The 26,527-nt window shown below is 40.3% G+C and carries 20 protein-coding genes, 2 tRNA genes and 3 rRNA genes; 16 read left to right on the forward strand and 9 right to left on the reverse strand.

Annotation, left to right across the window (positions count from 1 at the left end):
* Nucleotides 1-15 precede the first annotated feature (15 nt).
* The 8 genes from BV902_RS00660 (at nucleotide 16) to BV902_RS00695 (ending at nucleotide 8,812) form a co-directional block, all read left to right on the forward strand.
* A complete protein-coding gene (locus tag BV902_RS00660) occupies nucleotides 16-1,053 on the forward strand; it encodes a sensor histidine kinase (protein WP_075990338.1) in 1,038 nt (345 codons plus the stop codon).
* A gap of 90 nt (nucleotides 1,054-1,143) precedes the next feature.
* Nucleotides 1,144-1,791: a DUF47 domain-containing protein gene (locus BV902_RS00665; protein WP_046671637.1), complete on the forward strand. Its 648-nt coding sequence runs from the start codon at nucleotides 1,144-1,146 to the stop codon at nucleotides 1,789-1,791.
* 36 nt (nucleotides 1,792-1,827) lie between these two features.
* Entirely contained in the window at nucleotides 1,828-2,838 is a 1,011-nt protein-coding gene (locus BV902_RS00670; protein ID WP_046671636.1) for an inorganic phosphate transporter, read from the forward strand.
* Between the two features lie 240 nt (nucleotides 2,839-3,078).
* Nucleotides 3,079-4,452, forward strand: coding sequence for an OmpA family protein (locus BV902_RS00675; RefSeq protein WP_075990339.1), 1,374 nt, complete (start codon nucleotides 3,079-3,081; stop codon nucleotides 4,450-4,452).
* A gap of 180 nt (nucleotides 4,453-4,632) precedes the next feature.
* Nucleotides 4,633-6,045 (forward strand): tetratricopeptide repeat protein, encoded by a 1,413-nt coding sequence (locus BV902_RS00680; RefSeq protein WP_075990340.1) that lies wholly within the window; start codon nucleotides 4,633-4,635, stop codon nucleotides 6,043-6,045.
* 98 nt (nucleotides 6,046-6,143) lie between these two features.
* Nucleotides 6,144-6,887: a shikimate dehydrogenase family protein gene (locus tag BV902_RS00685; protein ID WP_335682253.1), complete on the forward strand. Its 744-nt coding sequence runs from the start codon at nucleotides 6,144-6,146 to the stop codon at nucleotides 6,885-6,887.
* A 48-nt stretch (nucleotides 6,888-6,935) separates the two neighbouring features.
* Complete coding sequence (locus BV902_RS00690; RefSeq protein ID WP_075990341.1) at nucleotides 6,936-7,577, forward strand: MBL fold metallo-hydrolase; 642 nt, start codon at nucleotides 6,936-6,938, stop codon at nucleotides 7,575-7,577.
* Between the two features lie 5 nt (nucleotides 7,578-7,582).
* On the forward strand, nucleotides 7,583-8,812 hold the full coding sequence (locus tag BV902_RS00695; RefSeq protein ID WP_075990342.1) for an FtsX-like permease family protein: 1,230 nt from the start codon (nucleotides 7,583-7,585) through the stop codon (nucleotides 8,810-8,812).
* Here BV902_RS00695 and BV902_RS00700 read toward each other — a convergent pair.
* Nucleotides 8,809-9,456, reverse strand: coding sequence for a carboxypeptidase regulatory-like domain-containing protein (locus tag BV902_RS00700; protein ID WP_075990343.1), 648 nt, complete (start codon nucleotides 9,454-9,456; stop codon nucleotides 8,809-8,811). The two genes, BV902_RS00695 and BV902_RS00700, sit on opposite strands and share 4 nt — an antisense overlap.
* 58 nt (nucleotides 9,457-9,514) lie before the next feature.
* Entirely contained in the window at nucleotides 9,515-9,790 is a 276-nt protein-coding gene (locus tag BV902_RS00705) for a NifU family protein (RefSeq protein ID WP_075990344.1), read from the reverse strand.
* A gap of 242 nt (nucleotides 9,791-10,032) precedes the next feature.
* On the opposite strand from BV902_RS00705, the gene BV902_RS00710 reads away from it, so the two are divergent.
* The 3 genes from BV902_RS00710 to coaBC are packed head-to-tail and all read left to right on the forward strand — an operon-like array spanning nucleotide 10,033 to nucleotide 12,482.
* The gene (locus BV902_RS00710; protein ID WP_075990345.1) at nucleotides 10,033-10,962 is read left to right on the forward strand and encodes an outer membrane protein assembly factor BamD; all 930 of its coding nucleotides are present in this window, start codon (nucleotides 10,033-10,035) and stop codon (nucleotides 10,960-10,962) included.
* Nucleotides 10,946-11,275 (forward strand): DNA-directed RNA polymerase subunit omega, encoded by a 330-nt coding sequence (locus BV902_RS00715; RefSeq protein ID WP_075990346.1) that lies wholly within the window; start codon nucleotides 10,946-10,948, stop codon nucleotides 11,273-11,275. The genes BV902_RS00710 and BV902_RS00715 overlap by 17 nt, the downstream gene beginning before the upstream one ends.
* A gap of 10 nt (nucleotides 11,276-11,285) precedes the next feature.
* Nucleotides 11,286-12,482 (forward strand): bifunctional phosphopantothenoylcysteine decarboxylase/phosphopantothenate--cysteine ligase CoaBC, encoded by a 1,197-nt coding sequence (gene coaBC / locus BV902_RS00720; RefSeq protein ID WP_075990347.1) that lies wholly within the window; start codon nucleotides 11,286-11,288, stop codon nucleotides 12,480-12,482.
* Between the two features lie 46 nt (nucleotides 12,483-12,528).
* Here coaBC and BV902_RS00725 read toward each other — a convergent pair whose 3' ends face one another.
* Entirely contained in the window at nucleotides 12,529-13,896 is a 1,368-nt protein-coding gene (locus BV902_RS00725) for a methyltransferase RsmF C-terminal domain-like protein (RefSeq protein WP_075990348.1), read from the reverse strand.
* 88 nt (nucleotides 13,897-13,984) lie between these two features.
* On the opposite strand from BV902_RS00725, the gene BV902_RS00730 reads away from it, so the two are divergent.
* Nucleotides 13,985-14,371 (forward strand): SRPBCC family protein, encoded by a 387-nt coding sequence (locus BV902_RS00730; RefSeq protein WP_075990349.1) that lies wholly within the window; start codon nucleotides 13,985-13,987, stop codon nucleotides 14,369-14,371.
* Nucleotides 14,372-14,440: 69 nt separating this feature from the next.
* Here the strand turns inward: BV902_RS00730 and BV902_RS00735 are convergent, their stop codons facing one another.
* The 6 genes from BV902_RS00735 to BV902_RS00760 form a co-directional block, all read right to left on the reverse strand.
* Nucleotides 14,441-15,160 (reverse strand): hypothetical protein, encoded by a 720-nt coding sequence (locus tag BV902_RS00735; protein ID WP_075990350.1) that lies wholly within the window; start codon nucleotides 15,158-15,160, stop codon nucleotides 14,441-14,443.
* Nucleotides 15,161-15,727: 567 nt separating this feature from the next.
* Nucleotides 15,728-15,839: ribosomal RNA gene (gene rrf / locus BV902_RS00740) — 5S ribosomal RNA — on the reverse strand.
* A gap of 128 nt (nucleotides 15,840-15,967) precedes the next feature.
* Nucleotides 15,968-18,849: ribosomal RNA gene (locus tag BV902_RS00745) — 23S ribosomal RNA — on the reverse strand.
* 228 nt (nucleotides 18,850-19,077) lie between these two features.
* Nucleotides 19,078-19,151, reverse strand: a tRNA-Ala gene (locus BV902_RS00750).
* A gap of 11 nt (nucleotides 19,152-19,162) precedes the next feature.
* A tRNA-Ile gene (locus BV902_RS00755) sits at nucleotides 19,163-19,236 on the reverse strand.
* 121 nt (nucleotides 19,237-19,357) lie between these two features.
* Nucleotides 19,358-20,887 (reverse strand): 16S ribosomal RNA (locus tag BV902_RS00760).
* The 16S, 23S and 5S rRNA genes sit together here with 2 tRNA genes alongside, the layout of an rRNA operon.
* A 509-nt stretch (nucleotides 20,888-21,396) precedes the next feature.
* Here BV902_RS00760 and BV902_RS00765 point away from each other — a divergent pair.
* The 4 genes from BV902_RS00765 to BV902_RS00780 all read left to right on the forward strand — a co-directional run bounded on the left by BV902_RS00765 (nucleotide 21,397) and on the right by BV902_RS00780 (nucleotide 26,525).
* Entirely contained in the window at nucleotides 21,397-21,675 is a 279-nt protein-coding gene (locus BV902_RS00765) for a hypothetical protein (protein WP_075990351.1), read from the forward strand.
* A 465-nt stretch (nucleotides 21,676-22,140) separates the two neighbouring features.
* Nucleotides 22,141-23,325 carry a Pycsar system effector family protein gene (locus tag BV902_RS00770; RefSeq protein ID WP_237241898.1) on the forward strand — a complete coding sequence of 395 codons (1,185 nt, stop codon included), beginning with the start codon at nucleotides 22,141-22,143 and terminating at the stop codon, nucleotides 23,323-23,325.
* A 162-nt stretch (nucleotides 23,326-23,487) separates the two neighbouring features.
* Nucleotides 23,488-25,509 (forward strand): polyphosphate kinase 1, encoded by a 2,022-nt coding sequence (ppk1, locus tag BV902_RS00775; RefSeq protein WP_075990352.1) that lies wholly within the window; start codon nucleotides 23,488-23,490, stop codon nucleotides 25,507-25,509.
* Nucleotides 25,510-25,628: 119 nt separating this feature from the next.
* On the forward strand, nucleotides 25,629-26,525 hold the full coding sequence (locus BV902_RS00780; protein ID WP_237241900.1) for a hypothetical protein: 897 nt from the start codon (nucleotides 25,629-25,631) through the stop codon (nucleotides 26,523-26,525).
* The last annotated feature ends 2 nt before the right edge of the window (nucleotides 26,526-26,527 follow it).

Raw genomic sequence — 26,527 nt, forward strand, 5'->3', positions numbered from 1 at the left:
TTTTTTATTCTGCAAATGAATTTTAGACAATTACTATTGGCAAACTCCGCAACTGTCGGTATTGCAATATCCACGATCAGCTTTTATTATAAACATGACCTACAGACAGCGTTGATCATTTTCTTTGTTGCTGTGGTAACGAGTTTCCTCCTATTTAACTATCTATTTGAAAAATACATATATCGTAGACTCAATACGATGTATAAATTAATTCATAACCTTAAACTCGGCAAGGATCTTAAGGATGCTATCGGAGAACATGTCAGTGAGGATCCGATTACGGATGCTGAAAACGAAGTCAAAGCATGGGCAAAAGATAAAAAAAACGAGATAGAGCAGTTAAAATCACAAGAAAAATTCCGCAGAGAATTTTTATCCAACATTTCTCATGAATTCAAAACGCCGTTATTTGCTACCCAAGGTTACATTGAAACCCTGCAGGATGGCCTTATGGAAGAAGATATGGAAATGGCCAAGAACTTCTTAGATAAGGCTGCCCGGAATCTGGACCGGCTAAATTACCTGATTCAGGATCTTGATGAGATATCCAAACTGGAATCTGGAAAAATGGTCCTGAATATAGAGAAATTCGATATCGTTGATCTTATTAAAGACACCACCTACTCTCTTGAGGACAAAGCTAAACAGCACAATATCAAAATAGAATTCAAGCCAAAAGCGGGCACACCACATTGGGTTAAAGCAGACCGCAATAAAATCCACCAGGTATTATACAATTTGATTGACAATTCCCTGAAATATGGAAAAGAGGGCGGAACAACGAAAATCAAGATTTTTCCGCTGTTTGAACAGGTTCTTATCGAGATTACAGACGACGGTTATGGCATCGAAGAAAAAAATCTCAGTCGTGTATTCGAGCGCTTTTTCCGAACTGATAAGAGTCGATCACGCGATATCGGAGGATCAGGATTAGGGTTGGCTATCGTAAAGCATATTGTCGAAGCACATCAGCAAAACGTCAATGTCCGTAGTACAGAAGGCATTGGGACAACATTTGGCTTTACTTTACAAAAAGTTCAGTCAGGAAATTAAACAATTGATGACACTTTTGTGTTTAAACAAAATCAATGTTAACATTAACTTAACATTAAGGTATTATTTTTGCAAAAATAAATTTAAGATATGTCTTTAAATAGCATTTTTCAATACTTCGTTCCAAAGGATAAAAAATTCTTCCCTTTGTTTGAACAAGCCGGCAACAACTTGATCGAGATGTCAAAGTTGTTAAAAGATATTGTTAACTCAAGCAACCCTGAAAAGAAAAAGGAATTAACTCGCAAAGTGGAAGATTTGGAACATAGAGGCGACAACATTACGCATCAAATTCATTTGGAGCTGGGAAAGAACTTTATCACTCCTTTTGACCGCGAAGATATACACTCTTTGGCAAGTTCATTGGACGATGTCGCAGATTTTATACACGGTGCCGCCAATAGAATGGACCTTTACAAGGTTGAAAAGGCCACTGAGCCAATGATTGAAATTGCTGATTTATTGGTTGAAGCTACCGAACATGTATCAAAAGCTATTCATGAGCTTAGAGATTTGAAAAATATCCGGAATATTACGGATTCATGTGTTCGCATCAATAGCGTAGAAAACAAAGCCGATTATATCTTCGATAAAGCTGTAGCTGACCTTTTTGAATTTGAAAAAGATGCAATTTCATTAATTAAACACAAAGAAGTGTTGTCTGCAATGGAAGATGCAACCGATAAATGTGAGGATGTTGCTAACGTATTAGAAAGCATTCTAGTTAAAAACGCATAATCATTCGATTTAAGTGCACAAAAATTCTACGAGATTATGATGTCAACATTACTCGTTGTTGTGATTGTCCTTGCGATAGCCTTTGACTACATCAATGGATTCCATGATGCTGCCAATTCTATTGCGACAGTTGTATCAACAAAAGTTTTAACGCCAGCAATGGCCGTCTTATGGGCTGCGATATTCAACTTTGCAGCTTACTTCTACTTTACAGATCATAAAGTAGCCAATACCATTGCAAAAACCGTATTGGAAGAATACATTACCTTAGAAGTTATTTTTGCAGGATTACTTGCAGCAATTGGTTGGAACTTATTTACATGGTACTATGGTGTACCATCAAGTTCGTCCCATACACTTATTGGAGGTTTTGCAGGATCGGGTATGGCTTACGCTTTCATCCTTGGCGCAGATCCTATTCACGCGATCAATATTGATGCTACTTTAAAGATTATTGCATTTATCGTACTTGCTCCTATCATAGGTATGACGATATCGGTTATCATCACATTGATTGTAATCAATCTGGCGAAAAATTCCCGTCCAAGTGTTGCCGAAAAATGGTTCAAGATATTGCAACTTGTTTCTTCGGCCGCCTTGAGCTTTGCACATGGAGGTAATGATGCACAGAAAGTAATGGGAATTATCCTTGTCGCTATGGTAGCTGGTGGTTATGTCCCAACGACTGAACACATGCCTGAGTGGATTCCATTGACTTGTTACGCAGCAATTGCTGCCGGAACAATGAGCGGTGGATGGAAAATTGTCAAAACGATGGGAACCAAGATTACAAAAGTAACACCCTTGGAGGGTGTTTGTGCTGAATCTGCAGGAGCTGTCACCTTGGGTATCACAGAACATTTTGGAATACCAGCCTCAACAACGCATACCATTACAGGTGCAATCATCGGTGTTGGGGTTGTCAAACGTGTCTCAGCAGTACGTTGGGGGGTAACAATCAGCTTGTTATGGGCTTGGATATTGACAATTCCAGTTTCAGCTTTGTTGGGCGCATTGTCGTTATTGGTCGTACATTATTTGCTTTAGAAAAAAAATACTTAATTTTTTTCTTAAACCTATTGAAACAAAACAAAAATTTGGTACTTTCGTACCGGATTTTTGTTTTGTTGTTTCACATTAAATACTTAATTTAGTACAAAATATAGCAAAAACAAAATTTTAACATAATTTTAAGACTTTGGCACGGCAATTGTACTGTTCCATGTGTTAATACAATAATTAAGTTTGAAAACAATTAAAATTAATAATAACCTTAAAAACAAGAGTATGAACTATTCTACAATTAAAAAAACAGCTGTTGCTGCTACATTAGTTGCCGCTTTAGGTTTCGCTGGTACAGCACAAGCTCAACAAGTATTCGGTGGTAGATCACAATACAGAACTTGGTCTATCGGAGTTCAAGGTGGTATCACTACACCGAACAACGTAATCGGTGGATCTAACGCTTTTGGTCAAAAAGTAGGATACTTCCAAAATAAAGTAGGTGAGTACTATGGTTTGACAGTACGTAAACAATTCTCTCACTTATTTGGTTTAGAAGTTGAAGCTAACCGTGGTAAGATCAAAACTTACAACCATGACCTTTCTGGTCCAAGAATTGAGAACTCTTTAGGTGCTCGTTCAGTAGAAACTAGTGTTAACTGGGCTGCTAGCTTAAATGGTGTATTCCAATTGGGTACAATTGATTTCTTGAGAAGAGAAAATGCGGTTAATTTCTATGCTAAAGTAGGTTTGGGAGCAATGGCTTACAACCCTGTTCAATACGCTAACAATGATTTCTCAGGAACAGTTGTTTATGATAACAAAGGTAACTGGGGTGAAGGCGTTATCGGAGACCGTGATCCAAAACGCGACCGCGACAACAAATTAACAGCTTTCGTTCCTGTAGGTGTTGGTGCAAAATTCAAATTATCTGAAGTTGTTGCTTTGAATTTAGGTTATACAATGAACTTTACGGATGATCAAATCTACGGTCCAGCTCGTCAAGCTTCTTACAAAGGTAAATTCTCTTCAGTTATGGCTGGCTTAGAATTCACTTTAGGTTCGAAAGACAAACAAAACTTGACTTTTGCTAACCCGGTTGCGACATTATACGATGAGTTGAAAGATCCTTCATTGAGAAACGAAGTTGAAGCATTGAAACAACGTGTAAGCACTTTAGAAGGTACTGTTAACACATTAAGCGCTGATGCTGATGGTGACGGTGTATCTGATAAATTTGACAAATGTCCTGGTACTCCAGCTGGTACTCCAGTAGATGGTTCAGGATGTCCAATCAAATTCCCAGAGCCAGTTGTTGAAACTGTAGCTTCTAACGGATACTACGCTCCAATTCAATTCGAATTTGATAGCTCAGTATTGAAAACTTCATCTTACTCTACATTAGACAAATTGGCTAAAGAGTTACGTGATAACAATTCAGCTGTACAATTAGATGGTTATGCTTCTGCAGAAGGTTCTGATGCTTATAACATGACTTTATCTAAAGACCGTGCTAACTCTGTAAAACAATATTTAGTAAATGCTGGTGTTTCTTCATCAAGCATCACAGCTAAAGGTTACGGAGAGAAAAACCCAGTTGCATCAAATGCTACTGAAGAAGGTCGCGTTCAAAACCGTCGTGTTGAGATCAAAAAATAATCGTATATAACTTATACATTATAATAAGAGCCGGCTTTAAAGCCGGCTTTTTTATTTTACACGTATTTATCCTTAACTTTGTGGAGGATATCCGATTTGTGGAAAATTAGTTCGAACAAATTAGATAAGAAATTAGTATTTTGAATTAAGGAACAGAATACTGGTTTTAAACTTTTGAGAATGGAAGAGGATTTTGAATTTGAAAACCCCGAAGAAAGAAAAATCTCGGTGGACAGATATGAGGAAATGCTTCGAAACGAGGATCAGTATTTTTTTGACTCCAAAGCTTTTGAAGGAATTATTGATTACTACGCTGAAAAAAATGCCCCTGTTAAGGCCTTACAGGTTACCGAATTTGCGATCAGCCAACACCCTTTTGATATTACCTTTTTATTGAAACAGGCACAACTGTTTTCAACGATTCAACAATATCAGAATGCGCTTGCAGCGTTGGATAAAGCGGAATTATTGGAAGCTTCAGAGGGAGACATTTTCTTGATCCGTGGCGGTATATTAGGCAGTATCGGCCAGTTTGATAATGCTTTGGAACAGCTCTTCAAAGCACTTCCGCTATTAGATAATAAAGATGAGGTCTATTTCCATATTGCGATGATCTTTCAAGCGCAGATGAATTATGACAAGGCTATAATTTATCTAAAGAAAGCCCTTGAACTCAACATGGATTACCAAGAAGCACTCTATGAATTGGCCTACTGTTATGATGTATTGGATAGACAAGAGGAAAGTATCTCCTTTTATAAAAAATACATTGATTCAGATCCATACTCCTACTATGCTTGGTACAATTTGGGAAATTCTTTCCATAAAATCAGTCGGTTTGAGGAAGCTTTAGACGCATACGACTATGCTATATTAATTAAGGAAGACTTTTCTTCCGCTTATTTCAACAAGGGTAATGCTCTAGTCAATCTAGATCGCTATCAAGAAGCATTGGATGTTTACAAACAAACATTTGAATATGAACAACCAAGTGCTGATACCTATTGTGCAATAGGTGAATGTTATGAAAAACTTGAGCAGATGGAAGAAGCTCGCAATTATTATAAAAAGGCGGTCAAACTAGATGCGGAGCTTGCTGATGCCTGGTTCGGTATTGGGGTTACCTTAGATTTCGAAGAACGCTATTTTGAATCGCTGCATTTTTATAAAAAAGCATTGGAACTGGAGGACACAAACCCCGATTACTGGTTTGCGATTGCCGACGCCCGATACAAACTACAACAAATAGATCTTGCAGAAGAAGCCTATAAAAAGGTAGTTGCTTTAAATCCAACAGACATCGATGCGTGGCTCGATTACTCCTCAATTCTATTTGAACAAAGTAAAATTGAAGAAGCTATTAATGTAATATCCGATGCCATTACACAAAATCCAAATGCAGCAGAGCTGTACTATCGTGTGGTTGCTTATCTATTTGCCAATGGACAATACAATGAAGCGCTCAACTTTTTAGAACTTGGCTTAGCGACTGATCCCGATAAGCATCATATTCTTTTTGATTACCTCCCGCAGCTACAAGGGAATCAGATCATTACTGAAATTGTAAAAAAATATACAAAGCCGAAAGATTAACATACAATAGGCGCCACATCCGGTCGTTGCCACGCAATGACCGGATAATAAAATTGAAGATATATTCCTATCCCCACAACGTACTTTTCGCAATTCAAATGAAAAAATTAGGCTTAATAGGATACCCATTGGGGCATTCTTTTTCAAAAAAATATTATTTAGAAAAATTTAATCAAGAACATATTACCGATGTGGATTACGATTTATATCCACTTGCTCAAATAGCCGATTTTACAACGATTGCTTCCAATAAAGATTTCTATGGTGTTAATGTGACCATTCCCTATAAGATAGAGGTTATGGATTACTTGGACGAGCTCTCAGAAGAAGCTCGTGCAATACAAGCTGTAAACTGCATTCGAATCAGCCATACATCAGATGGTGCAACACATCTAAAAGGTTACAATACTGATGCCTATGGTTTTGAGGCATCGCTAAGGCCGCTACTAAATTCCCTGGCGGATAAAAAGGCTTTGATTTTAGGTAATGGAGGCGCTGCAAAGGCTGTCATTTATGCCCTGAATCAACTTGGAATAATGCATACTTTAGTAAGCAGAACCAAAAAGCTAGACCAGTTAACTTATAATGAACTTAATGCTGCTATCCTAGCTGACCATACAGTGATTATCAACTGTTCACCGGTTGGTACATTTCCCAATACGGCAGAATATCCGAAAATTCCTTACGAATTCTTAACCGAGAACCACCTCTGTTATGATCTCATTTACAATCCAGAGGAAACAGCATTTCTTCGAAAAAGCAAAGAAAAAGGCGCGAGAATCAAAAACGGATATGAAATGCTGGTTCTACAAGCAGAAAAAAAACTGGGAAATCTGGAATAGTTGAGCTATCAATAGTAAGAAATCAATAAAAACTGTAATTTTACCACTATGCTTACGATAAAAACATTCACTTTCAATCCATATCAGGAAAATACTTACCTACTCTATAACGAGTCAGGAAATGCCATTATCATTGATCCAGGGATGTATGGCGAGCAAGATCAGCAAGAACTATTGGCTTTCATCTCAAGCAATAATCTCAATCCGACACTCCTATTAAATACACATTGCCATATTGACCATGTTTTAGGGAATAGTTTTGTCCATGAAAACTTTGGCTTGCTCCCACAGTTCCACGAAGGTGAAGTACCAATTTTAGTAGCGGTACAGAATTACGCTCCTCAAATGGGCATCCGATATGACATCTCACCAATTGGAGAAACATTTCTAAATGAGGATGATACCATTTATTTGAATAATGATGAGCTAAAGGTCATTCTTGCACCTGGACATTCCCCTGCACATATCTGCTTTTATTCTGCTAATCAAAAATTCTTGATCGGGGGAGATGTCTTATTTCGCAATAGCATTGGCCGTACTGATCTTCCTGGGGGAAATCATCAGCAGCTTTTGGATAGCATAAAAACAAAACTTTATACCTTGCCTGACGACACGATCGTCTATCCTGGACATGGGCCATCGACAACGATTGGCTTTGAAAAAAATTCTAATCCATTTATCCGAGGATAAAAGTCATGAATCTGCCATTTCTATTTGCAAAAAGATATCTGTTTTCTAAGAAATCAGTTAATGCCATTAATATCATCTCTTCTATTAGTGTAATTGGCGTAATGGTAAGTAGCGCTGCTTTAATCATTTTGTTATCTTCATTTAATGGAATGGAACAGCTGATACTATCTATGTACAGTAAGTTTGCTCCTGAACTGAAGATTGAACCCAAGAAAGGAAAACTTTTTGACAGTAAACAGGCTGTCTTCAGTGAATTACGAAAAGATTCCAATGTGGTTCATTACACGGAGGTTCTACAAGAGAAAGTATTACTGCAATATTCAAATAGACAATTTATTGCAAATATAAAAGGCGTCGAACCTCAATCGCTAAGTAAAAAGGCCGGCGACAGTATCCTCGTAGATGGTCAGTACGAACTTACCCATGATTCTTCTAACCTCGCAATTATAGGGGCAAGCGTACAGGCAAATCTGGCAATTCCTATGCAGAACTCTGTGGAACAAATTCAAGTGTATTCTCCGAGAAAGGGAGTAAAGAATTCTTCCAATCCTGCAGAAGAATTCAACATCCGATCCATAGCTCCCGGAGGGGTATTGCGCTATCAACAAGATTTTGACAATTTGATTATTACACCAATTTCATTTGCTAAAGAGGTTCTCGGAGAATATGAGCGCGTTTCATCGATCGAGTTTTACCTAAAAGATGGTGTGGATGTTAATTCATTTGGGCAAGCATTACAAAAGAAAATAGGACCGGATTACATTGTAAAGAATAGGGAAAAACAAAACCCTACCTTATATAAAAATGTACGTGTTGAACGCTGGGTTGTCTTCTTTATACTGACCTTGATCAGTGTGATTGCAATATTTAATATTGTAGGTTCCTTAACCATGCTTGTACTAGACAAACAAAAGGATATGACGATACTGAAAGGTCTCGGTGGTTCGAATGATCTAATTCAACGTATCTTCTTTTATGAAGGCCTTATGATCGCCATTATTGGCTGTGTATTAGGTCTATTGATTGGCGGCACATTCAACTATATCCAGTCAGCCTATGGAATCATTCGTGTAGAAGATGGAGCAAATACAATTATTGACAGCTACCCTATGGTAAGTAAGTGGAGTGACTATATTTTAGTCTTCATGACAGTCATTAGTATCTCTGGTCTAGTTTCCTATTTCTCGGCAAAGCTAAGTGTCAGAGAATTAAATAAATTAAAGGCGACTGACTAATAACTTGAGCTTTTTCGGCTCTGACTACCTTTTGTAATTTGTTGGATTAAACTGCCCCATGCAAAAGGATTTAACAATGGATTAGCATAACGTTGGTTGATGACTTTATTATTCATCGTATTAAAACTCTGCGCATTGTTAATTGAACGCATTTCATTTCCGTCACGTGGTATTACAGCTGCCATTGCCGCTAATGACTCATAAGACAACGACCTCCTAACTCTCACGATGTTATCTTCAGAAACGTCTAGATTCATAAATGCAATGTTAAACTCTTCGATACTTGCCCATGGATAAGGTGTTACCATCGGGAGTTCCGTAACCAGATTCTGCATAACGATATTTGCGGTATACTTATCTCCAGGAACATCAGGAATAGTGACAACTAAAGGATCAAAACCAACGGAAGTAAAACGAATGGTATCTCCTACATGTGCTACAAAAGAGAAATAGCCCTCGTTATTTGCCGCAAATGCTTCATTCCTGAAAGATAAATTAGTGACGGTCGCATAACCTACAGGAAGTCCAGACCCAACTGTTGTTACGACACCGGAGTACTGAACAATCTTCCTTTCCTGAGCATGTAAAGCAGAGGAACAAAAAGATAAGAATACAGCAAATAATATAGAAACCAGCAACTTCATGGAACAAATTTAAACAAAAGTAGCCGAACTAGCCGTTAAATTGTGTTAAGTAGAAAAACTAATTAACAGGGGGTAAAGTTGCTTCTGGGGAATCGGGATCTGTTAAATTAATAGCCTCCACTGCTGTAATTTCAGGAACAGCTTTCTTAATCGCCTGCTCCAAACCAGCTTTAAAGGTCATAATGCTCATTGAACATGAAGCACATGCTCCCAATAATTTTAAACGCACGACATTATCCGCTGTAATCTCTTCAACACTCACATTTCCGCCATCAGTCTCCAAATATGGTCTCAAGGTATCTAATGCTTGCTCAACTTTTTCTTTTAAAGTCATACTCTTAATGCTATTCAATGATTGTAATATGTAAAGATAATCAAATATTTTAAAATGTGTATTTCTAGGCCTCGCTACCAATGGAAAAACAACAAGTATATGACAATATATCTTCTTCATAGCTCTAATCGAGTTAAAGAATGTTAATAAGAAATGTTGTTTTTGCGATCAAATAATTATTAAACTATATTGCGCAGTAAAATTTAATTGATTAGTATAACAAATTCACTTATCTTTGTAAAATGTTTTTAAATAGGCGTATAGCGGCTATCTGTGCCGGCATGATGTTTCTATTGGTATTTACTGGTTGTAAAAGTAAATTTGAGAAATTGCGCGCAAGCAATAACATCGCTCAAAAGTACGAAGAGGCCGTAAAACTTTATGAGAAAAAGAAATATACAAAGGCGTTAGTTTTGTTTGATGACTTGCGGACCAAATTCCGTGGACAAGCTGAAGCAGAAAATATTTACTATTATTTGGCATTTGCCAATTACCGGCTGAAAGATTATACATCGGCAGCATTTCACTTTAAAGATTTTGCGGATGTTTATCCAAATAGTGCGAGAGCAGAAGAATGTAGATTTATGCATGCCTATTGCTATTACTTGGATTCTCCGAGATCAACGTTAGATCAAGCGAATACAAAAAAAGCAATTGATGCATTACAGCTCTTTGTCAATCTCTATCCCGAATCAGAACGGTCCAAAGAAGCCGCAGATCTTATTCAGAAATTAAGAGATAAGCTCGAGCTTAAAGCATTTGCCAATGCAAGACTGTACTATGACATGGGGCTGACGGATGATTACAGGGCAGCTGTCATCGCATTACAGAATGTATTAAAAGAATACCCTGATACAAAATACGCGGAAGAGATTGAGTTTCTAACATTAAAAGCACAATACATCTATGCGTCCAAAAGTTTCTTCCTGAAACAAGAAAGTAGATTTGATGATGCCTTGGACTATTATCGTAGCTTCGCAAGTAATTTTCCGAATAGCAAACATATGAAAGAGGCAGAATCCCTTCGTGAAAATTCTGAAAAAGGGATTAAAACCGCCCTCTCTCAAGTGAAGGATTATAATAAAGCCGTTGCAGAGCAGGAAGTATATATCAAAGAACAAAAGGCGAAAAAAGAAAAAGAAAATACCCAAAAAGATGAGTCAAAAAAATAACAATTCAATTCCAAACTCTACAGTTACACGTGACTTGAGACAATTGGACAAAGGCACAGACAATCTCTATGAATCTATTGTAGTTATTTCTAAACGCGCGAACCAAATTGCAGTAGACATTAAAGAAGAATTGAACGGAAAACTTGCGGAATTTGCAAGTAACAACGATAACTTGGAAGAGGTATTCGAAAACCGTGAGCAAATTGAGATTTCAAAACATTACGAGCGTATGCCAAAGCCTACTTTGGTTGCTATTGATGAATTTTTACACGATAAAGTGTACTACAGAAATCCTTCAAAAGAGCAGGACTAATCCTTAAACAATGGCTTTAGCTGGGAAAAATATTGTAATTGCTGTATGCGGCAGTATTGCCGCATACAAGATTGCATCCCTCATCCGCCTTTTAGTAAAAGCAGATGCCCGAGTTAACGTAGTCATGTCAAAAGAAGCGACAGCCTTTATTACTCCGCTTACGCTTTCCACTCTTTCCAAAAATCCTGTTTTAATTGATTATTATCAGCCGAATACCGGGGAATGGAATAATCATGTCGAAATTGCCTTAAATGCGGATTACATTTTAGTCGCTCCCGCAACGGCAAATACACTGGCCAAAATGGCCAATGGATTTTGTGACAACCTCCTAACTGCCGTGTATCTATCCGCGAAATGTCCGGTGCTATTCGCTCCAGCAATGGATTTAGATATGTGGAAACACCCGTCCACACAATCCAATATCAATAAGCTTGGTTCTTATGGCAATATCCTAATTCCTCCAGGAAAAGGGGAATTGGCTAGTGGCCTAGTGGGGGAGGGACGTTTGGCGGAACCAGAAGAAATACTGGATTTCTTAGTTAAATTTTCGGAGACAGGACTACCCTTAGCAGGAAAGAAAGCGTTAGTATCTGCAGGTCCTACTTATGAAGCTATAGACCCAGTCCGATTCATTGGCAATCATTCAAGTGGAAAAATGGGCTATGCTATCGCCACACAACTTGAAGAACTTGGCGCAGACGTAACGCTAGTATCAGGCCCCAGCGCACTTAAACTACCCAAAGGTGTCAATACCATTTCAGTAACCTCGGCAGCTGAGATGTTACATGCCTGTGAAGAACATTTTGAAGCCGCAGATATTGTTGTGATGAGTGCTGCTGTGGCAGACTACACACCAGTTGAAGTTGCTAGCCAAAAAATAAAAAAGAAAGAAAACGAATTATCCATTGAGCTGAAAAAAACGGTAGATATTCTGGCAACTTTAGGGGCTAAAAAGAAAGAAAACCAATTACTCGTTGGGTTTGCATTGGAAACCAATAATGAGCTCGAAAATGCGAAAGACAAATTGATTCGAAAAAACCTGGATTTTATCGTGCTCAATTCCATGCAGGATAAAGGAGCCGGCTTCGCAACAGATACCAATAAAGTTACTATAATCGATCGGTCTGGAAATACCCGTGAGTTTAGCCTAAAATCAAAAGAAGAAGTTGCTAAAGATATCTGTTCAATTATCGTGAGCCTTTCCTAAGCACAACTTTTATAAACACATTCTCTGTGTTCAATGCCGCTATATTTTACAAATTTACAATCCTCAATTCCTTTGGATAATAGTTATTGATTCGGTTGGTCAATACCTTCATCCAGCCCAAAGGTTTACCTTCAAAACTTGCTATTGTCCATCCTTGAAGACTTTCGCCAATCGTATCCACAGTTATATTTTCCTTTCTAAGGTAATTACGTGCATCTTCAAGCGACAATTCTACCGATTGAAAGTCTTTGGTCAAATGATTACTCAAGGCCAGTGCATGGCTTGGTATTAGCTCCTTTCTATTAAGCTTGCCGACATTGGTTCCCGCATTCTTAAGATAAAGCACATTTTGTAGATACTTTAGATCATCCTCATACATTTTTGGGAAAACATATACATCCTCATGATGAAGGAAAGTATGAAAACTAGTACTATCCGAAATCCAGCTATCTAAAATTCCTTTGGGTACATCTGATTTCTCCGGTTTAATTCGCTTTCTATTGAATGTTTCTTGTTCACCAACCTTCTTAAGGACAGCAATAAAAAAGCCCTCTCCACCTAATTTATGCGGGTAAAATCGATAACCGTGTGCACGATGCTTATTAGAATTTGTATGATCAATTCCCCAATGCTCTTCAATAGCTATTTCAACAGATACAAAATCGCCGCTATCCAATAGCCAATCGACAATATCTTCATTCTCTTCTGGTGAATAAGAACAGGTTGAATAAAACAAATATCCGCCCTTATTTAAAGCACTCAAGCTTTCAACCAAAATCCGTTGTTGTCTTTCGCTACAAAGCTTAACATTAGCTTCGGACCATTCATCGATGGCATCGGCATCTTTTCTAAACATTCCAGATCCAGAACATGGCGCATCAACAACCATCAAATCGAAGTATCCAGGAAGACGATTAAACGCTGCAGGATCATTATTTGTAGTTACTGTGTTTGCATTTCCCCATTTCATTAAGTTATCTTGCAGGATTGTAACCCTAGTTTTAATAATTTCATTTGCAACCAAGAGTGATTCCGGATGTAAGCTACTGTTTAATAAGGTAGACTTTCCTCCTGGTGCGGCGCATAAATCCAACGCCCGAATACTCCCTTCGTGTAACTTCAAACTTCGAATGATATGATCGATGAACATGGACGAAGCATCTTGCGGATAATATGCTCCAGCATGAAATAATGGATCTAATGTAAACACTGGACGATCCTGAAGATAATAAGCCACATTACACCAGGGAACTTGTCCTGCATTAGGAAACGGACAATCTTCTAATTTATTAGGGTTTAGGCGTATTGCTGTCGCCCGAATACCTTCCTCATGTATCTTAATAAATGCATCAGTATCAAATAACGGATTCACCCCTAACTTTTTCACTAAAGAATTTGGCAGAAAATTACTCATGTTGTCCCAATAGTTTGCGATAAAATTAAGATAAATAAAAATGAAGTCAAAATAACTGGTAAATTACAAGAAAGAGTAACTTTGTACCATGAAAGAATTCAAGAAATATGCTATTATTCCTGCAACTCCAGAGGAGTTGTATCTTGCATTAACGACCGAAATTACCGCTCGTCTTTGGACAGGGGACCTTGTGTCTATAGACCCTACTGTCAATGGGGAATTCTCTTTGTGGGATGGTGCTATAACTGGCCGATTCTTGGAACTGGAACCATCGACAAAAATTGTACAAGAATGGTATTTCGGTGAAACAGACAGCCCTTCTATTGTTACATTAAAGTTGCATGAACATAAAAAAGGGACTTCCTTGGAAATTAGGCAAACGAATATACCTGATGAAGACTTTGATAATATTTCGGATGGATGGGAAGATCCTTATATCTCTTCGTTGATCGACTTTTATACAGAAGAAGATTAAAGTCTATTATCTCAGAATTCCTTTTTGATGATATATTAGCTTATTGGCGTCATAAATGACGCCAATAAGCTAATATATCATACGTTCCGAAACGATGCCGCCCCCATTTTCTTTAGATAACCTAGCTTCATTATACTTTTTTATATAATTTAAAAACAACTCGTAACTATATTTTCGTTCAAGCTGAAATTGCTTTAATATGCTTGGTTCATCTTCTATTAACGCTGATAGCGCTTTAGCCCTTTGTTTTACATCATTCCCCAAAATATCTTTTACAACATCATTCAATTCAATTATCTCCCCAGAAGAACGCTTAAGAGCACACCAATATTTCGTTGTCGTGAAACCGAGAATAGGTCCAGAGGTTCCACCTCCCACCGCCAAGCCAGAGCTTTTAAAATAATAGACCATTATTTCACCATCCTGAATTAATTCAGCAAATCTTAATTCCTCTGATTTTTCTTTATTAATCCGAAAAATCTGAGGTTTTGTATTTTTAACTTTTTCTAGCCCTGTTTCGATGTAAGAAGGTGCGAAAATTTTGCTTTTACTATTTTGATAAACACGAAAAACTTGGTCTGGAAAAAAATCCATCTGCGTATCTCCATCACGCCATGACAATTTACTATCCGTAACTGAAGAAATTTTCCCATATAAGCTATCTCCATTCATGAAAACAATATAATCTGTACTATTAGATTTCTTTTGAGCACAAAGTGTTTCGGAAAATATAAGTAGAGCAATAACTGCCATCATTTGGCCCAACATTAATAATTTAGCTTTTTTCATTATATAAGTTAATATCCACAAATATACAATTCATTCCAATAATTCACTTTACCACCTGCAAAACATTAAAAAAATTAAATATTTAACTTAAATATCTATACGTAGCGTATTATAATTGTCTCATTGCTCATGTTTTGGACATCCCGAGGCATAGGGAATATTAAGTAAAAAATTATAAATATTTAAGTTAAAATTCCATATAAAATGTTCTAAACTTGGACTTCTCTATTACTAGTTTTATAACCTCATTCCTGCTCGGCAAAACGAACAGTATCGGTTTGCGAATTTGATAAACCCAATAATAGCCTCACTAAGAAGATCATACGTATGCATTTTGTTTATATAAAGCCATACCAGTAATTCTACATCAAGTAAGCAGAATGAGTTACAATAGGCTTAATTCGATTGTTCAAGTTTTAGCACTAGAAAATTATCATACAGAAAACTCAAGCTTAGTGCTGCTATAACCGATAGGCGGAGGATATGCAATAGCCTGTACATAGAAATACGGAAGTACTTAAACGAAAGAAGCCCTTGACTGTTTCCAGCAAGGGCTTCCGTGTAAAAAAAAGGCACCGACCTACTCTCCCACCTGTTACGGCAATACCATCGGCTCTGGCGGGCTTGACTGCTCTGTTCGGAATGGGAAGAGGTAGACACCGCCGATATAGGCACCTAAAAATCTTTATTGGATGATCTATGATATTCTTATCATGTGATTCATGCCAACTGACATAGCTATTGAAAGAGGTTCGTTTCCTGTTTGTTTCTTAAAAATTAAAGAGGAAGACAACAGTGTCTGTCTGCTTGAGAAAGCTTCGGGCTATTAGTACCACTTGGCTTTGGTCTCTCAACCTTTACACCTATGGCCTATCAACGTAGTCATCTTCTACGACCCTATAAGGAAGTCTCATCTCGTGGCTAGTTTCGCACTTAGATGCTTTCAGCGCTTATCTATTCCAGACGTAGCTACCCTGCCGTACACCTGGCGGCATAACAGGTTCACCAGAGGTCTGTCCAACCCGGTCCTCTCGTACTAAGGTCAGATCCACTCAAACTTCCAACGCCCACAACAGATAGGGACCGAACTGTCTCGCGACGTTCTGAACCCAGCTCGCGTGCCACTTTAATGGGCGAACAGCCCAACCCTTGGGACCTTCTCCAGCCCCAGGATGTGACGAGCCGACATCGAGGTGCCAAACCTCCCCGTCGATATGAGCTCTTGGGGGAGATCAGCCTGTTATCCCCAGCGTACCTTTTATCCTTTGAGCGATGGCCCTTCCATACAGAACCACCGGATCACTATGTCCGTCTTTCGACCCTGTTCGACTTGTCGGTCTCACAGTCAAGCAAGCTTATGCCATTGCACTCCACGTACGGTTACCAAGCGTACTGAGCTTACCTTTGAAAGCCTCCGTTACCTTTTTGGAGGCGACCACCCCAGTCAAACTACCCACCAAACAATGTCCTCGGCATTGCCGAGTTAGAAACCGAATACAGAAAGGGCGGTATTTCAAGGTTGATTCCATGACTCCTGGCGAAGCCACTTCAACATCTCCCGCCTATCCTACACATCCTGTACCCAATCTCAATGTTAAGCTATAGTGAAGGTGCATGGGGTCTTTCCGTCCCGTTGCGGGTAATCGGCGTCTTCACCGATACCACAATTTCACCGAGCTCATGGCTGAGACAGCGCCCAGATCGTTACACCATTCGTGCAGGTCGGAACTTACCCGACAAGGAATTTCGCTACCTTAGGACCGTTATAGTTACGGCCGCCGTTTACTGGGGCTTCGATTCAATGCTTCTCTTGCGATGACATCCCCTCTTAACCTTCCAGCACCGGGCAGGTGTCAGGCCTTATACTTCATCTTGCGATTTTGCAAAGCCATATGTTTTTGTTAAACAGTCGCCTGGGCCTTTTCACTGCGGCTGCTCTTACGAGACAGCGCCCCTTCTCCCGAAGTTACAGGGCCATTTTGCCGAGTTCCTTAGCCATGACTCACTCGAGCACCTTAGGATTCTCTCCTCGACCACCTGTGTCGGTTTGCGGTACGGGTCTTCATAACCTGAAGCTTAGCGGGTTTTCTTGGAAGTCTGTTTACCTGCTCTATCAGCGCCACCGGAGCTTTGCTGTACTATTGGGGTTCAGCAGGGTCGGCGGATTTGCCTACCGTCCCTATACCTACGCCTTTCAACGAACTATTCCGTCAGTTCGCGGCAGTGTCACTACTCCGTCACCACATCGCAGTTATGAAGAGTACTGGAATATTAACCAGTTGTCCATCGGCTTGCCCCCTTCGGGTGCGCCTTAGGTCCCGACTGACCCTGATCCGATTAACGTTGATCAGGAAACCTTGGTCTTTCGGTGGGCGGGTTTCTCACCCGCCTTATCGTTACTTATGCCTACATTTGCTTTTCCATAACCTCCACAGTTCATTGCCAAACTGCTTCCCCGGCGATGGAATGCTCCCCTACCAGATGCACATCTTTCAGTACAAATCCATAGCTTCGGTACCGTTCTTGATGCCCGTTTATTATCCACGCCCGGCCGCTCGACTAGTGAGCTGTTACGCACTCTTTAAATGAATGGCTGCTTCCAAGCCAACATCCTAGCTGTCTGGGCAACCGGACCTCGTTAGTTCAACTTAGAACGAATTTGGGGACCTTAGCTGATGGTCTGGGTTCTTTCCCTCTCGGCCTTGGACCTTAGCACCCAAAGCCTCACTGCCGGCTATATTTGATAGCATTCGGAGTTCGTCTGGATTTGGTAGGATTTGACTCCCCCGCACCCAATCGGTAGCTCTACCTCTATCAAACTCTACGCCGACGCTGTTCCTAAAAACATTTCGGGGAGTACGAGCTATTTCCCAGTTTGATTGGCCTTTCACCCCTACCCTCAGGTCATCCGGAAACTTTTCAACGTTTATCGGTTCGGTCCTCCATTACATGTTACTGCAACTTCAACCTGCCCAAGGGTAGATCACAAGGTTTCGCGTCTACCTCATCTGACTATGCGCCCTATTAAGACTCGCTTTCGCTTCGGCTGCGTCCCTGAAGGACTTAACCTTGCCAGACAAGAGTAACTCGTAGGCTCATTATGCAAAAGGCACGCTGTCACAGGACCTGCCTGCTCCAACCGCTTGTAAGCACACGGTTTCAGGTTCTTTTCACTCCCCTGTTCGGGGTTCTTTTCACCTTTCCCTCACGGTACTGGTTCACTATCGGTCTCTCAGGAGTATTTAGCCTTACCAGATGGTGCTGGTGGATTCCCACAGGATTTCTCCGGTCCCGCGGTACTCAGGATACCACTATGTCAACATTCTTTACCTGTACGGGGCTCTCACCCTTGTCGCGCAGTTTCCCACCTGCTTCCAGTTCATAGCGCTGTACAATCTCGTGGTCCTACAACCCCGACCATGCCGTAACATGATCGGTTTGGGCTCTTTCCCGTTCGCTCGCCACTACTTGGGAAATCATTGTTATTTTCTTCTCCTACGCCTACTTAGATGTTTCAGTTCAGCGCGTTCGCGTTTTATACGACTATTCTTCAAATAGTCAGGTTGCCCCATTCGGAAATCTCTGGATCAAGTCGCATTTGCCAATCCCCAAAGCTTATCGCAGCTTATCACGTCCTTCTTCGCCTCTGAGAGCCTAGGCATCCCCCGTGTGCCCTTATTTACTTTCTTCACCGGCATAGCCTTTTGCTACTATGCGGCTGCTTTTGATATATATACTCATATGCTAGGTTCGGGATCGTTCGGCATTCACCGAGGGTCTCTCCCTTACTTCAAACACATACACGTATTGTCTCTATACTGTTGTCTTCTCTTGTAATTTTTTTTCTCTTTCAATATGTCAAAGAACTCTTTTTCCGGTATATATGAAGTATATCGCTATATACTTCCCCGGTGATGTGGAGAATAACGGATTCGAACCGTTGACCCCCTGCGTGCAAGGCAGGTGCTCTAGCCAGCTGAGCTAATTCCCCAATCGTTTTCGTAGTCCCGAGCAGATTTGAACTGCTGACCCCTACATTATCAGTGTAGTGCTCTAACCAACTGAGCTACGGGACTAGCTTATCTTGTTCATCTCTTTCTCTCGGTCCTGCTCCTTTCGGGGCGGGCACTTTCTTCTGATGTTTTTTCTTCTTGCAATCATATGTAACGTGACGAGCACCGATCTTCGATACTCTAGAAAGGAGGTATTCCAGCCGCACCTTCCGGTACGGCTACCTTGTTACGACTTAGCCCCAATTATCGGTTTTACCCTAACACGCTCCTTTCGGTAACATGCTTTAGGTACCCCCAACTTTCATGGCTTGACGGGCGGTGTGTACAAGGCCCGGGAACGTATTCACCGCGTCATTGCTGATACGCGATTACTAGCGAATCCAACTTCATGGGGTCGAGTTGCAGACCCCAATCCGAACTGTGAATGGCTTTTAGAGATTAGCATCATATTGCTATGTAGCTGCCCGCTGTACCATCCATTGTAGCACGTGTGTAGCCCCGGACGTAAGGGCCATGATGACTTGACGTCGTCCCCACCTTCCTCTCTGTTTGCACAGGCAGTCTGTTTAGAGTCCCCACCATTACATGCTGGCAACTAAACATAGGGGTTGCGCTCGTTGCGGGACTTAACCCAACACCTCACGGCACGAGCTGACGACAGCCATGCAGCACCTAGTTTCGTGTCCCGAAGGACGAGTGCGTCTCTGCACTCTTCACTAACTTTCAAGCCCGGGTAAGGTTCCTCGCGTATCATCGAATTAAACCACATGCTCCTCCGCTTGTGCGGGCCCCCGTCAATTCCTTTGAGTTTCACCCTTGCGGGCGTACTCCCCAGGTGGATAACTTAACGCTTTCGCTGGGACGCTGGCTGTCTATCGCCAACATCGAGTTATCATCGTTTAGGGCGTGGACTACCAGGGTATCTAATCCTGTTCGATCCCCACGCTTTCGTGCATCAGCGTCAATACCAGCTTAGTGAGCTGCCTTCGCAATCGGAGTTCTAAGACATATCTATGCATTTCACCGCTACTTGTCTTATTCCGCCCACTTCAAATGGATTCAAGCCCATCAGTATCAAAGGCACTGCGATGGTTGAGCCACCGTATTTCACCCCTGACTTAATAGGCCGCCTACGCACCCTTTAAACCCAATAAATCCGGATAACGCTCGGATCCTCCGTATTACCGCGGCTGCTGGCACGGAGTTAGCCGATCCTTATTCTTCCAGTACATTCAGCTCTCTACTCGTAAAGAGGTTTATTCCTGGACAAAAGCAGTTTACAACCCATAGGGCAGTCTTCCTGCACGCGGCATGGCTGGTTCAGGCTTCCGCCCATTGACCAATATTCCTTACTGCTGCCTCCCGTAGGAGTCTGGTCCGTGTCTCAGTACCAGTGTGGGGGATTCTCCTCTCAGAGCCCCTAGACATCGTCGCCTTGGTAAGCCGTTACCCTACCAACTAGCTAATGTCACGCGAGCCCATCTCTATCCTATAAATATTTAATAATTCCTCGATGCCGGGAAATTATATTATGCGGTGTTAATCTCTCTTTCGAGAGGCTATCCCCCTGATAGAGGTAGGTTGCTCACGCGTTACGCACCCGTGCGCCACTCTCACCATCTTCGAGCAAGCTCTCCGATGGATCCCGTCCGACTTGCATGTATTAGGCCTGCCGCTAGCGTTCATCCTGAGCCAGGATCAAACTCTCCATTGTAAAATGAAGTTTTTGATTCCAACTATTTATAATAATCAGAATTCTTTTTTTATATCTCTGATCTTGGATCGAATTGAACGAATTACTTGAATTTGTTCATGACTTTCGTTTGTCTACTCGTCACGCTTACATGATTGTGTTTTCTTAAAGAACTTTGTCGCTTCAACTTCCGTATCCGCTATATTCCGATGGCATTGCGCCGTCTTTATCTTTTTTGTTTTTCCCTTCGTTTCCGTTGGGACTGCAAAGGTAGAAATCTTTTCTGAACTTCCAAAAACTTTTTGAAGTTTTTTTTTCTTTTCTCTTTTTTCGATTTCCGCGTTTAAAATTAAACCGGGCGGGATTTTTGATCCTGCCAGGCTTCTCTTAAACCCTTCTTTTTTCAGGGTTCCTTCTCTCGAAGCAACCGTCCCTCCCTTGCGGAGTGGTGCAAAGATAGGGAGTTTAGGAACAAACTTCCAAGCCTTTTGTTCTTATTTATTTCATTTTTCCCATAACTACCTGTAACGGTGCGAGATTCTTTTTGGTTTCTGACCACAGGCCTGCGTCGAAGGTGGCAAAAAGGGTACTTTCCTAAGATCTGCAGCAGATTTCTGTCCTTGCCTCCCGTGCGGGCTTCCGCTCAGGACACCGGAAAAGGGAAGGGTGCGCAAGAAAGTACTAAGGTCGTACGGGAATGGCAGTGCAGCCCAATACCCGCGACAGAGAGCCAGGCACAGCAGACGGACGGGGACAGGGCGGAAAGATGGCACCGCAAGGATACCGCAGCACAGCTTATAAAAGGATGAAAGCATACAGCACTCCTGATTGACCCTTTTAATAGCTATACTTTCTTACCACTTTACTTAGGGTTTACTTAGGGTTTAGTTAGGGTTTGTTTAGGTTTAGTTTAGGTGATACCTAAATTAAACCTAACTTAAGACTAATCTAACTCTAGACAAAAACTAAACTAAAGGATAAGCAATCCAGAACTCTTCCTCCCTTAGGGAGGAACCATGAGATCTCTCGCATCATAAAACGATCCAAACCCAGTTGGCCTGAGCCTCATGACCTATATTGAAAGACCTTATCCGATTAACGATCTGTTTTAACAATCAACTATCTACTTATATAACAGGCGATTTTACAACTATTGGAATAGCTCTTTTTTCAGTAAATTTGATCTAGGTTAATAAATAACAAAAAAGAAGACCTTATTTTTAAGAAATTAAAGATATTAAATACTTTTATTGCACATAAAACCATATTGGTCCATGATAGATTATGCTCAGCTTTTAAAACAGGTAGAAGAATATGCTGAAACTTATATTACAGAAAATATTTCAGTTTGCCATTGTTTTCACAATACGATACACACACGTTCTGTTGTACGTGCTGCGGAGGAGATTTCATCGCACTATAAACTAGGAGAGGAGGATCACTTTATTGTTATTAGTGCTGCCTACTTTCATGACCTCGGCTACGTAAAATCTGACAATGCTATCGGTCATGAGAAGATAAGTGTCGAAATTGCTTTCAATTTTCTCCAGGATAAAGGAATACCGGAAGCCGTACAGGAAAAAATCAAAGGTTGTATTTTGGCAACAAGAATGCCTCAGGATCCCACAAACCTACTGGAACAAATTCTCTGCGACGCGGACCTATTTCATTTTGGGAATGAGGATTTCGTTAACAGAAACAAACTGATGAAAGCCGAAGCCGAAGCAGTATTAGGGAAGGAGATCGATAAAGACGTATGGCGGGCGGGCACAATCAAACTATTAATGAGCCATCATTACCATACTGAATATGCGCAGCAAAAGCTTAATGCCAAAAAGGAGATGAATCTAAAAGAACTGGAGAAAAAACAGGAGAAATCTATCTCAAAAAATAAAGAAAGCAAAAAAGAAGACAAGAAGGAAAAGGAGAAAGGTAGTAAGCCAGAACGTGGGATAGAAACAATGTTCCGGATTACGTCCTCAAACAATCAGCGATTAAGCGACATGGCAGACAACAAGGCCAACATCTTGTTAACGGTCAATTCTATTATCCTTTCCGTCGTGATTGCTGTCTTATTTCGGAAACTAGATGCCAACGAGCACCTTATTATCCCAACAATTATCTTAACAACGGCCGTGGTAGCAACCATGGTCATGGCAATATTGTCAACAATACCCAAAATTCCCTCTGGTAAATTCTCAAAAGAGGAAATCGAACAAAAATCAGTCAATCTGCTCTTTTTCGGGAACTTTTACAAGATGAAACTCGACGACTACAACGAAGGCATGCAGAAGGTAATGGTCGATTCGGAATTTCTATATGGCATGCTTACCAAGGATGTTTATTCGCAAGGTGTGGTATTAGGCCGAAAATACAAACTCCTACGATACGCATATGGAATTTTTATGTTTGGCCTTGTTATATCGGTTGTTTCTTTTGTCGTCGCAACCATATTTTAATGCGATCCTATAAATACAGCTGAATATGTCAGGATCATATTGTTCAAACTTTCTTTTTTATTTAAAAAGATGCTGCCTTTAAATCAATCATTAGCGACCAATAGACTGCATCATTTATTGATGTTGTTGTAAGCATGTTGCCATAACCATAAATTTATACGGATGAAGAAGAAAGACCTTTATATCAACAGAGACATCAGCTGGCTGTCGTTCAATGATAGGGTACTTGACCAAGCTGGTCGTCAGGAGGTACCTTTATTGGAAAAACTACAGTTTCTCGCTATTTTCTCATCCAATCTGGATGAATTTTATCGGGTTAGAATGCCTGTACTGATGGCTTGGAAAAAAATAATGAAGCAAAATCCCGGACAGCTCATTCCGAACATAGATATTGGGACGTATAAAAAAGCGTCAAAAACCATCAGCAAACAACAGGAAAAATTTGGCCTAATACTAGCTGATATTATCCAAGAATTAGCAAAAGAAAATATATTCTTTATTTACAATCAAGCTATTCCGACCGAAATAAAAGACCTCACAGCCCAGTATTTCTTTACTACAATTGCCTCCTACCTCCAAATTACACCGATTGATGATACTTCTTTTTTCCCGATCAACAATCAGCTCTACTTCGTCGTTACAGACGACAATACTGAACTGGTATTCTTTCTAAATGTCCCTTCAAATCATATTGGCCGCTTTTTCACCTGTGAGATCAATGGCAATAAATATGTCGTGCTCATAGATGATATTATCAAAGCATTTTTTCCTGAAGCCATAAGAAATACATCGTTAAATTTCTATTCCTTTAAAATCACAAGGGATGCGGAATTAAATCTCCAAGATGAATTTGAGGGTGATATTGCCCAAAAAATCGAGATGGAAGTCAATAAACGTGACCTTGGCTATGCAACACGCTTTCTATTCCAGCCAAATCTGCCAAAACAGTTGATAGAAACACTGGCAACATTATTTGATCTACGGAAAAGTAGCATTGTCGAAGGCGGAAACTACCACAATCTCAAGGATCTATTTTCATTTCCGATTAAAATAGCCGAACTTTCTTATCCAAAACAGCTGCAAATTAATAAGAATCAGAATTTTAAGGAATCTATCTTTGACCAAATAGACCGGGAGGATCTGTTGATCTGTACTCCCTATGAATCGTTCGACCCCATACTGCGTTTTTTTAACGAGGCTGCAATAGATCCAACCGTAGACGAGATTTACACGACCTTATACCGTATCGCCGGTGATTCTCATATCGCACAAGCACTCGCTACCGCAGCAAAGAATGGAAAAAGAGTCAATGTATTTGTCGAATTGAAAGCGCGCTTTGATGAAGCAAATAATATACATTGGGCCCGATTGATGAAAGAACAGGGGGTAAAAATTACCTATAGTATCCCCAATTTAAAAGTACACGCCAAAATAGCGCTGGTCAAACGCAAACAAGGTCGTGAAAGTGCATTGCTAGGTACAGGAAATCTAAATGAAAAAACGGCGAAGGTCTACACAGACTATTTCCTCATTACCTCAAATAAGCTATTGACCAACGAATTAAATATGTTATTCGAGTTTTTACCGGCCCGGAGAAAACCCCATAGTCCAAATGAGCTGTCTTTTAGTCATTTACTGATTGCACAGTTCAACCTCAAACATACGTTTTTATCCCTGATCGACCAGGCCATCCAAGCTGCTAAAGCCGGAGAGACAGCTACAATAAAAATTAAATTAAACAATCTTGAAGAAGAATCGTTAATCAATAAATTGTATGAAGCAAGCCGGGCAGGGGTAAAACTGCAGTTATTGGTCAGAGGAATCTGTAGGCTAAAACCACAAGTACCTGGATTGAGCGACAACATTGTCGTGAAACGGATTGTAGGACGATATTTAGAACATGGCAGAATATTTATTTTTCAATATCAAACACAAAGCAGCGTGTATCTGGGTTCTTCGGACTGGATGAACCGCAATATCTACCGACGTATAGAAACTTGCTTTCCGCTGCTGAATCTGACATTAGCCCATCAAATACAGGAACTGTTCGATATTCAGTTTGCGGACGACACCGAAGCAACTTTGCTGGATGAACATGGGCAAAATCAGGCAATAGAAACACAACAGAAGAATGTTTCGCAGCAACAAATCCTTAATTATTTGAAAGGCAAAATGAAACAATAGGACTATTCAGCAGGGCATCTCATAAAAGCATGACCAGCCTGAAAGCCCAACAAAATAATCATTGCACGTAAGCTCATTCAGAAATCTGATGACTTCATCAATTTAAATTTAATCATATAATGATGAAAAACCCGACGATATTGACAACTATGGCATTAGGCTTAGCCTCCGCTATTTTTCTCGCCTGCAACCCGAATAATACAGCCAAGGAAAATAGCAACAAGCTCGCTCATGTTCAAGCTGAAAAACCGCAACAAATACCCTATACATTATCTTCGGGCATAAAAATGAGTTTGCCAGACGAATTGTTAGAAATATCCGGAATAGCCTTCCTCGCGGGACAGGATGACGATATTTATGCCATCCAAGACGAGCAGGGCTTTCTTTATAAATTTAACCAACCGACACAAAAAGTCACGTTCAACCCTTTCGGAAAAGATGGCGACTATGAGGATATCTCGATAAGCAATACACATTTCTTTATCTTAAAGAGCAATGGCAGCATCTATTCCTTTCCGATTGCCGAAAAGGACGATATAAAAAACGTTGTTGAACAGAAAAATTTACTCCCAAAAGGAGAGTACGAGGGACTTTTTGTTGACCGCGAAAGTAACCAGGCATACGTATTATGTAAAGAATGCAAGGTCGATAGAAAACAACCGCAAACCTCTGGCTATGTCTTTTCAATTGACGAGCATGGTCAATTTCAGCCGAAAGGAGAATTTGCCATCCAGCTTGATCAACTTCAGGCATTTAATGCTAAAATTAAGAAAACGTTCAAACCCTCCGCGTTAGCTAAAAAAGCAGACAGTAAGGAATGGTATATCTTATCTTCTGTAGACAAAACCCTTGTGGTCACCGATGAGAATTTTCGTGTAAAATCGCTCTCTCCATTAGATCCGAAGATCTTCCCTCAACCTGAAGGCATTAACTTTGATTCAAAATCCGATCTTTACATCAGCAGCGAAGCCGGTAATCAGGATAAAGGGATCATTTATAAATTTGAACAAAAATAGGC

The sequence above is a fragment of the Sphingobacterium sp. B29 genome (genome assembly GCF_001952815.1).
In the GTDB taxonomy this organism is placed as follows: Bacteria; Bacteroidota; Bacteroidia; order Sphingobacteriales; family Sphingobacteriaceae; genus Sphingobacterium; species Sphingobacterium siyangense.

Coding starts and splice junctions, on each gene's coding strand:
- BV902_RS00770 (WP_237241898.1), top strand. CDS start 22,141: ATGATAGATTATGCTCAGCTTTTAAAACAGGTAGAAGAATATGCTGAA.
- BV902_RS00715 (WP_075990346.1), top strand. CDS start 10,946: ATGAGTCAAAAAAATAACAATTCAATTCCAAACTCTACAGTTACACGT.
- BV902_RS00680 (WP_075990340.1), top strand. CDS start 4,633: ATGGAAGAGGATTTTGAATTTGAAAACCCCGAAGAAAGAAAAATCTCG.
- coaBC (WP_075990347.1), top strand. CDS start 11,286: ATGGCTTTAGCTGGGAAAAATATTGTAATTGCTGTATGCGGCAGTATT.
- BV902_RS00690 (WP_075990341.1), top strand. CDS start 6,936: ATGCTTACGATAAAAACATTCACTTTCAATCCATATCAGGAAAATACT.
- BV902_RS00685 (WP_335682253.1), top strand. CDS start 6,144: ATGAAAAAATTAGGCTTAATAGGATACCCATTGGGGCATTCTTTTTCA.
- BV902_RS00670 (WP_046671636.1), top strand. CDS start 1,828: ATGATGTCAACATTACTCGTTGTTGTGATTGTCCTTGCGATAGCCTTT.
- BV902_RS00705 (WP_075990344.1), bottom strand. CDS start 9,790: ATGACTTTAAAAGAAAAAGTTGAGCAAGCATTAGATACCTTGAGACCA.
- BV902_RS00725 (WP_075990348.1), bottom strand. CDS start 13,896: ATGAGTAATTTTCTGCCAAATTCTTTAGTGAAAAAGTTAGGGGTGAAT.
- BV902_RS00700 (WP_075990343.1), bottom strand. CDS start 9,456: ATGAAGTTGCTGGTTTCTATATTATTTGCTGTATTCTTATCTTTTTGT.
- BV902_RS00695 (WP_075990342.1), top strand. CDS start 7,583: ATGAATCTGCCATTTCTATTTGCAAAAAGATATCTGTTTTCTAAGAAA.
- BV902_RS00780 (WP_237241900.1), top strand. CDS start 25,629: ATGATGAAAAACCCGACGATATTGACAACTATGGCATTAGGCTTAGCC.
- BV902_RS00675 (WP_075990339.1), top strand. CDS start 3,079: ATGAACTATTCTACAATTAAAAAAACAGCTGTTGCTGCTACATTAGTT.
- BV902_RS00735 (WP_075990350.1), bottom strand. CDS start 15,160: ATGAAAAAAGCTAAATTATTAATGTTGGGCCAAATGATGGCAGTTATT.
- BV902_RS00730 (WP_075990349.1), top strand. CDS start 13,985: ATGAAAGAATTCAAGAAATATGCTATTATTCCTGCAACTCCAGAGGAG.
- BV902_RS00665 (WP_046671637.1), top strand. CDS start 1,144: ATGTCTTTAAATAGCATTTTTCAATACTTCGTTCCAAAGGATAAAAAA.
- BV902_RS00710 (WP_075990345.1), top strand. CDS start 10,033: ATGTTTTTAAATAGGCGTATAGCGGCTATCTGTGCCGGCATGATGTTT.
- BV902_RS00660 (WP_075990338.1), top strand. CDS start 16: ATGAATTTTAGACAATTACTATTGGCAAACTCCGCAACTGTCGGTATT.
- ppk1 (WP_075990352.1), top strand. CDS start 23,488: ATGAAGAAGAAAGACCTTTATATCAACAGAGACATCAGCTGGCTGTCG.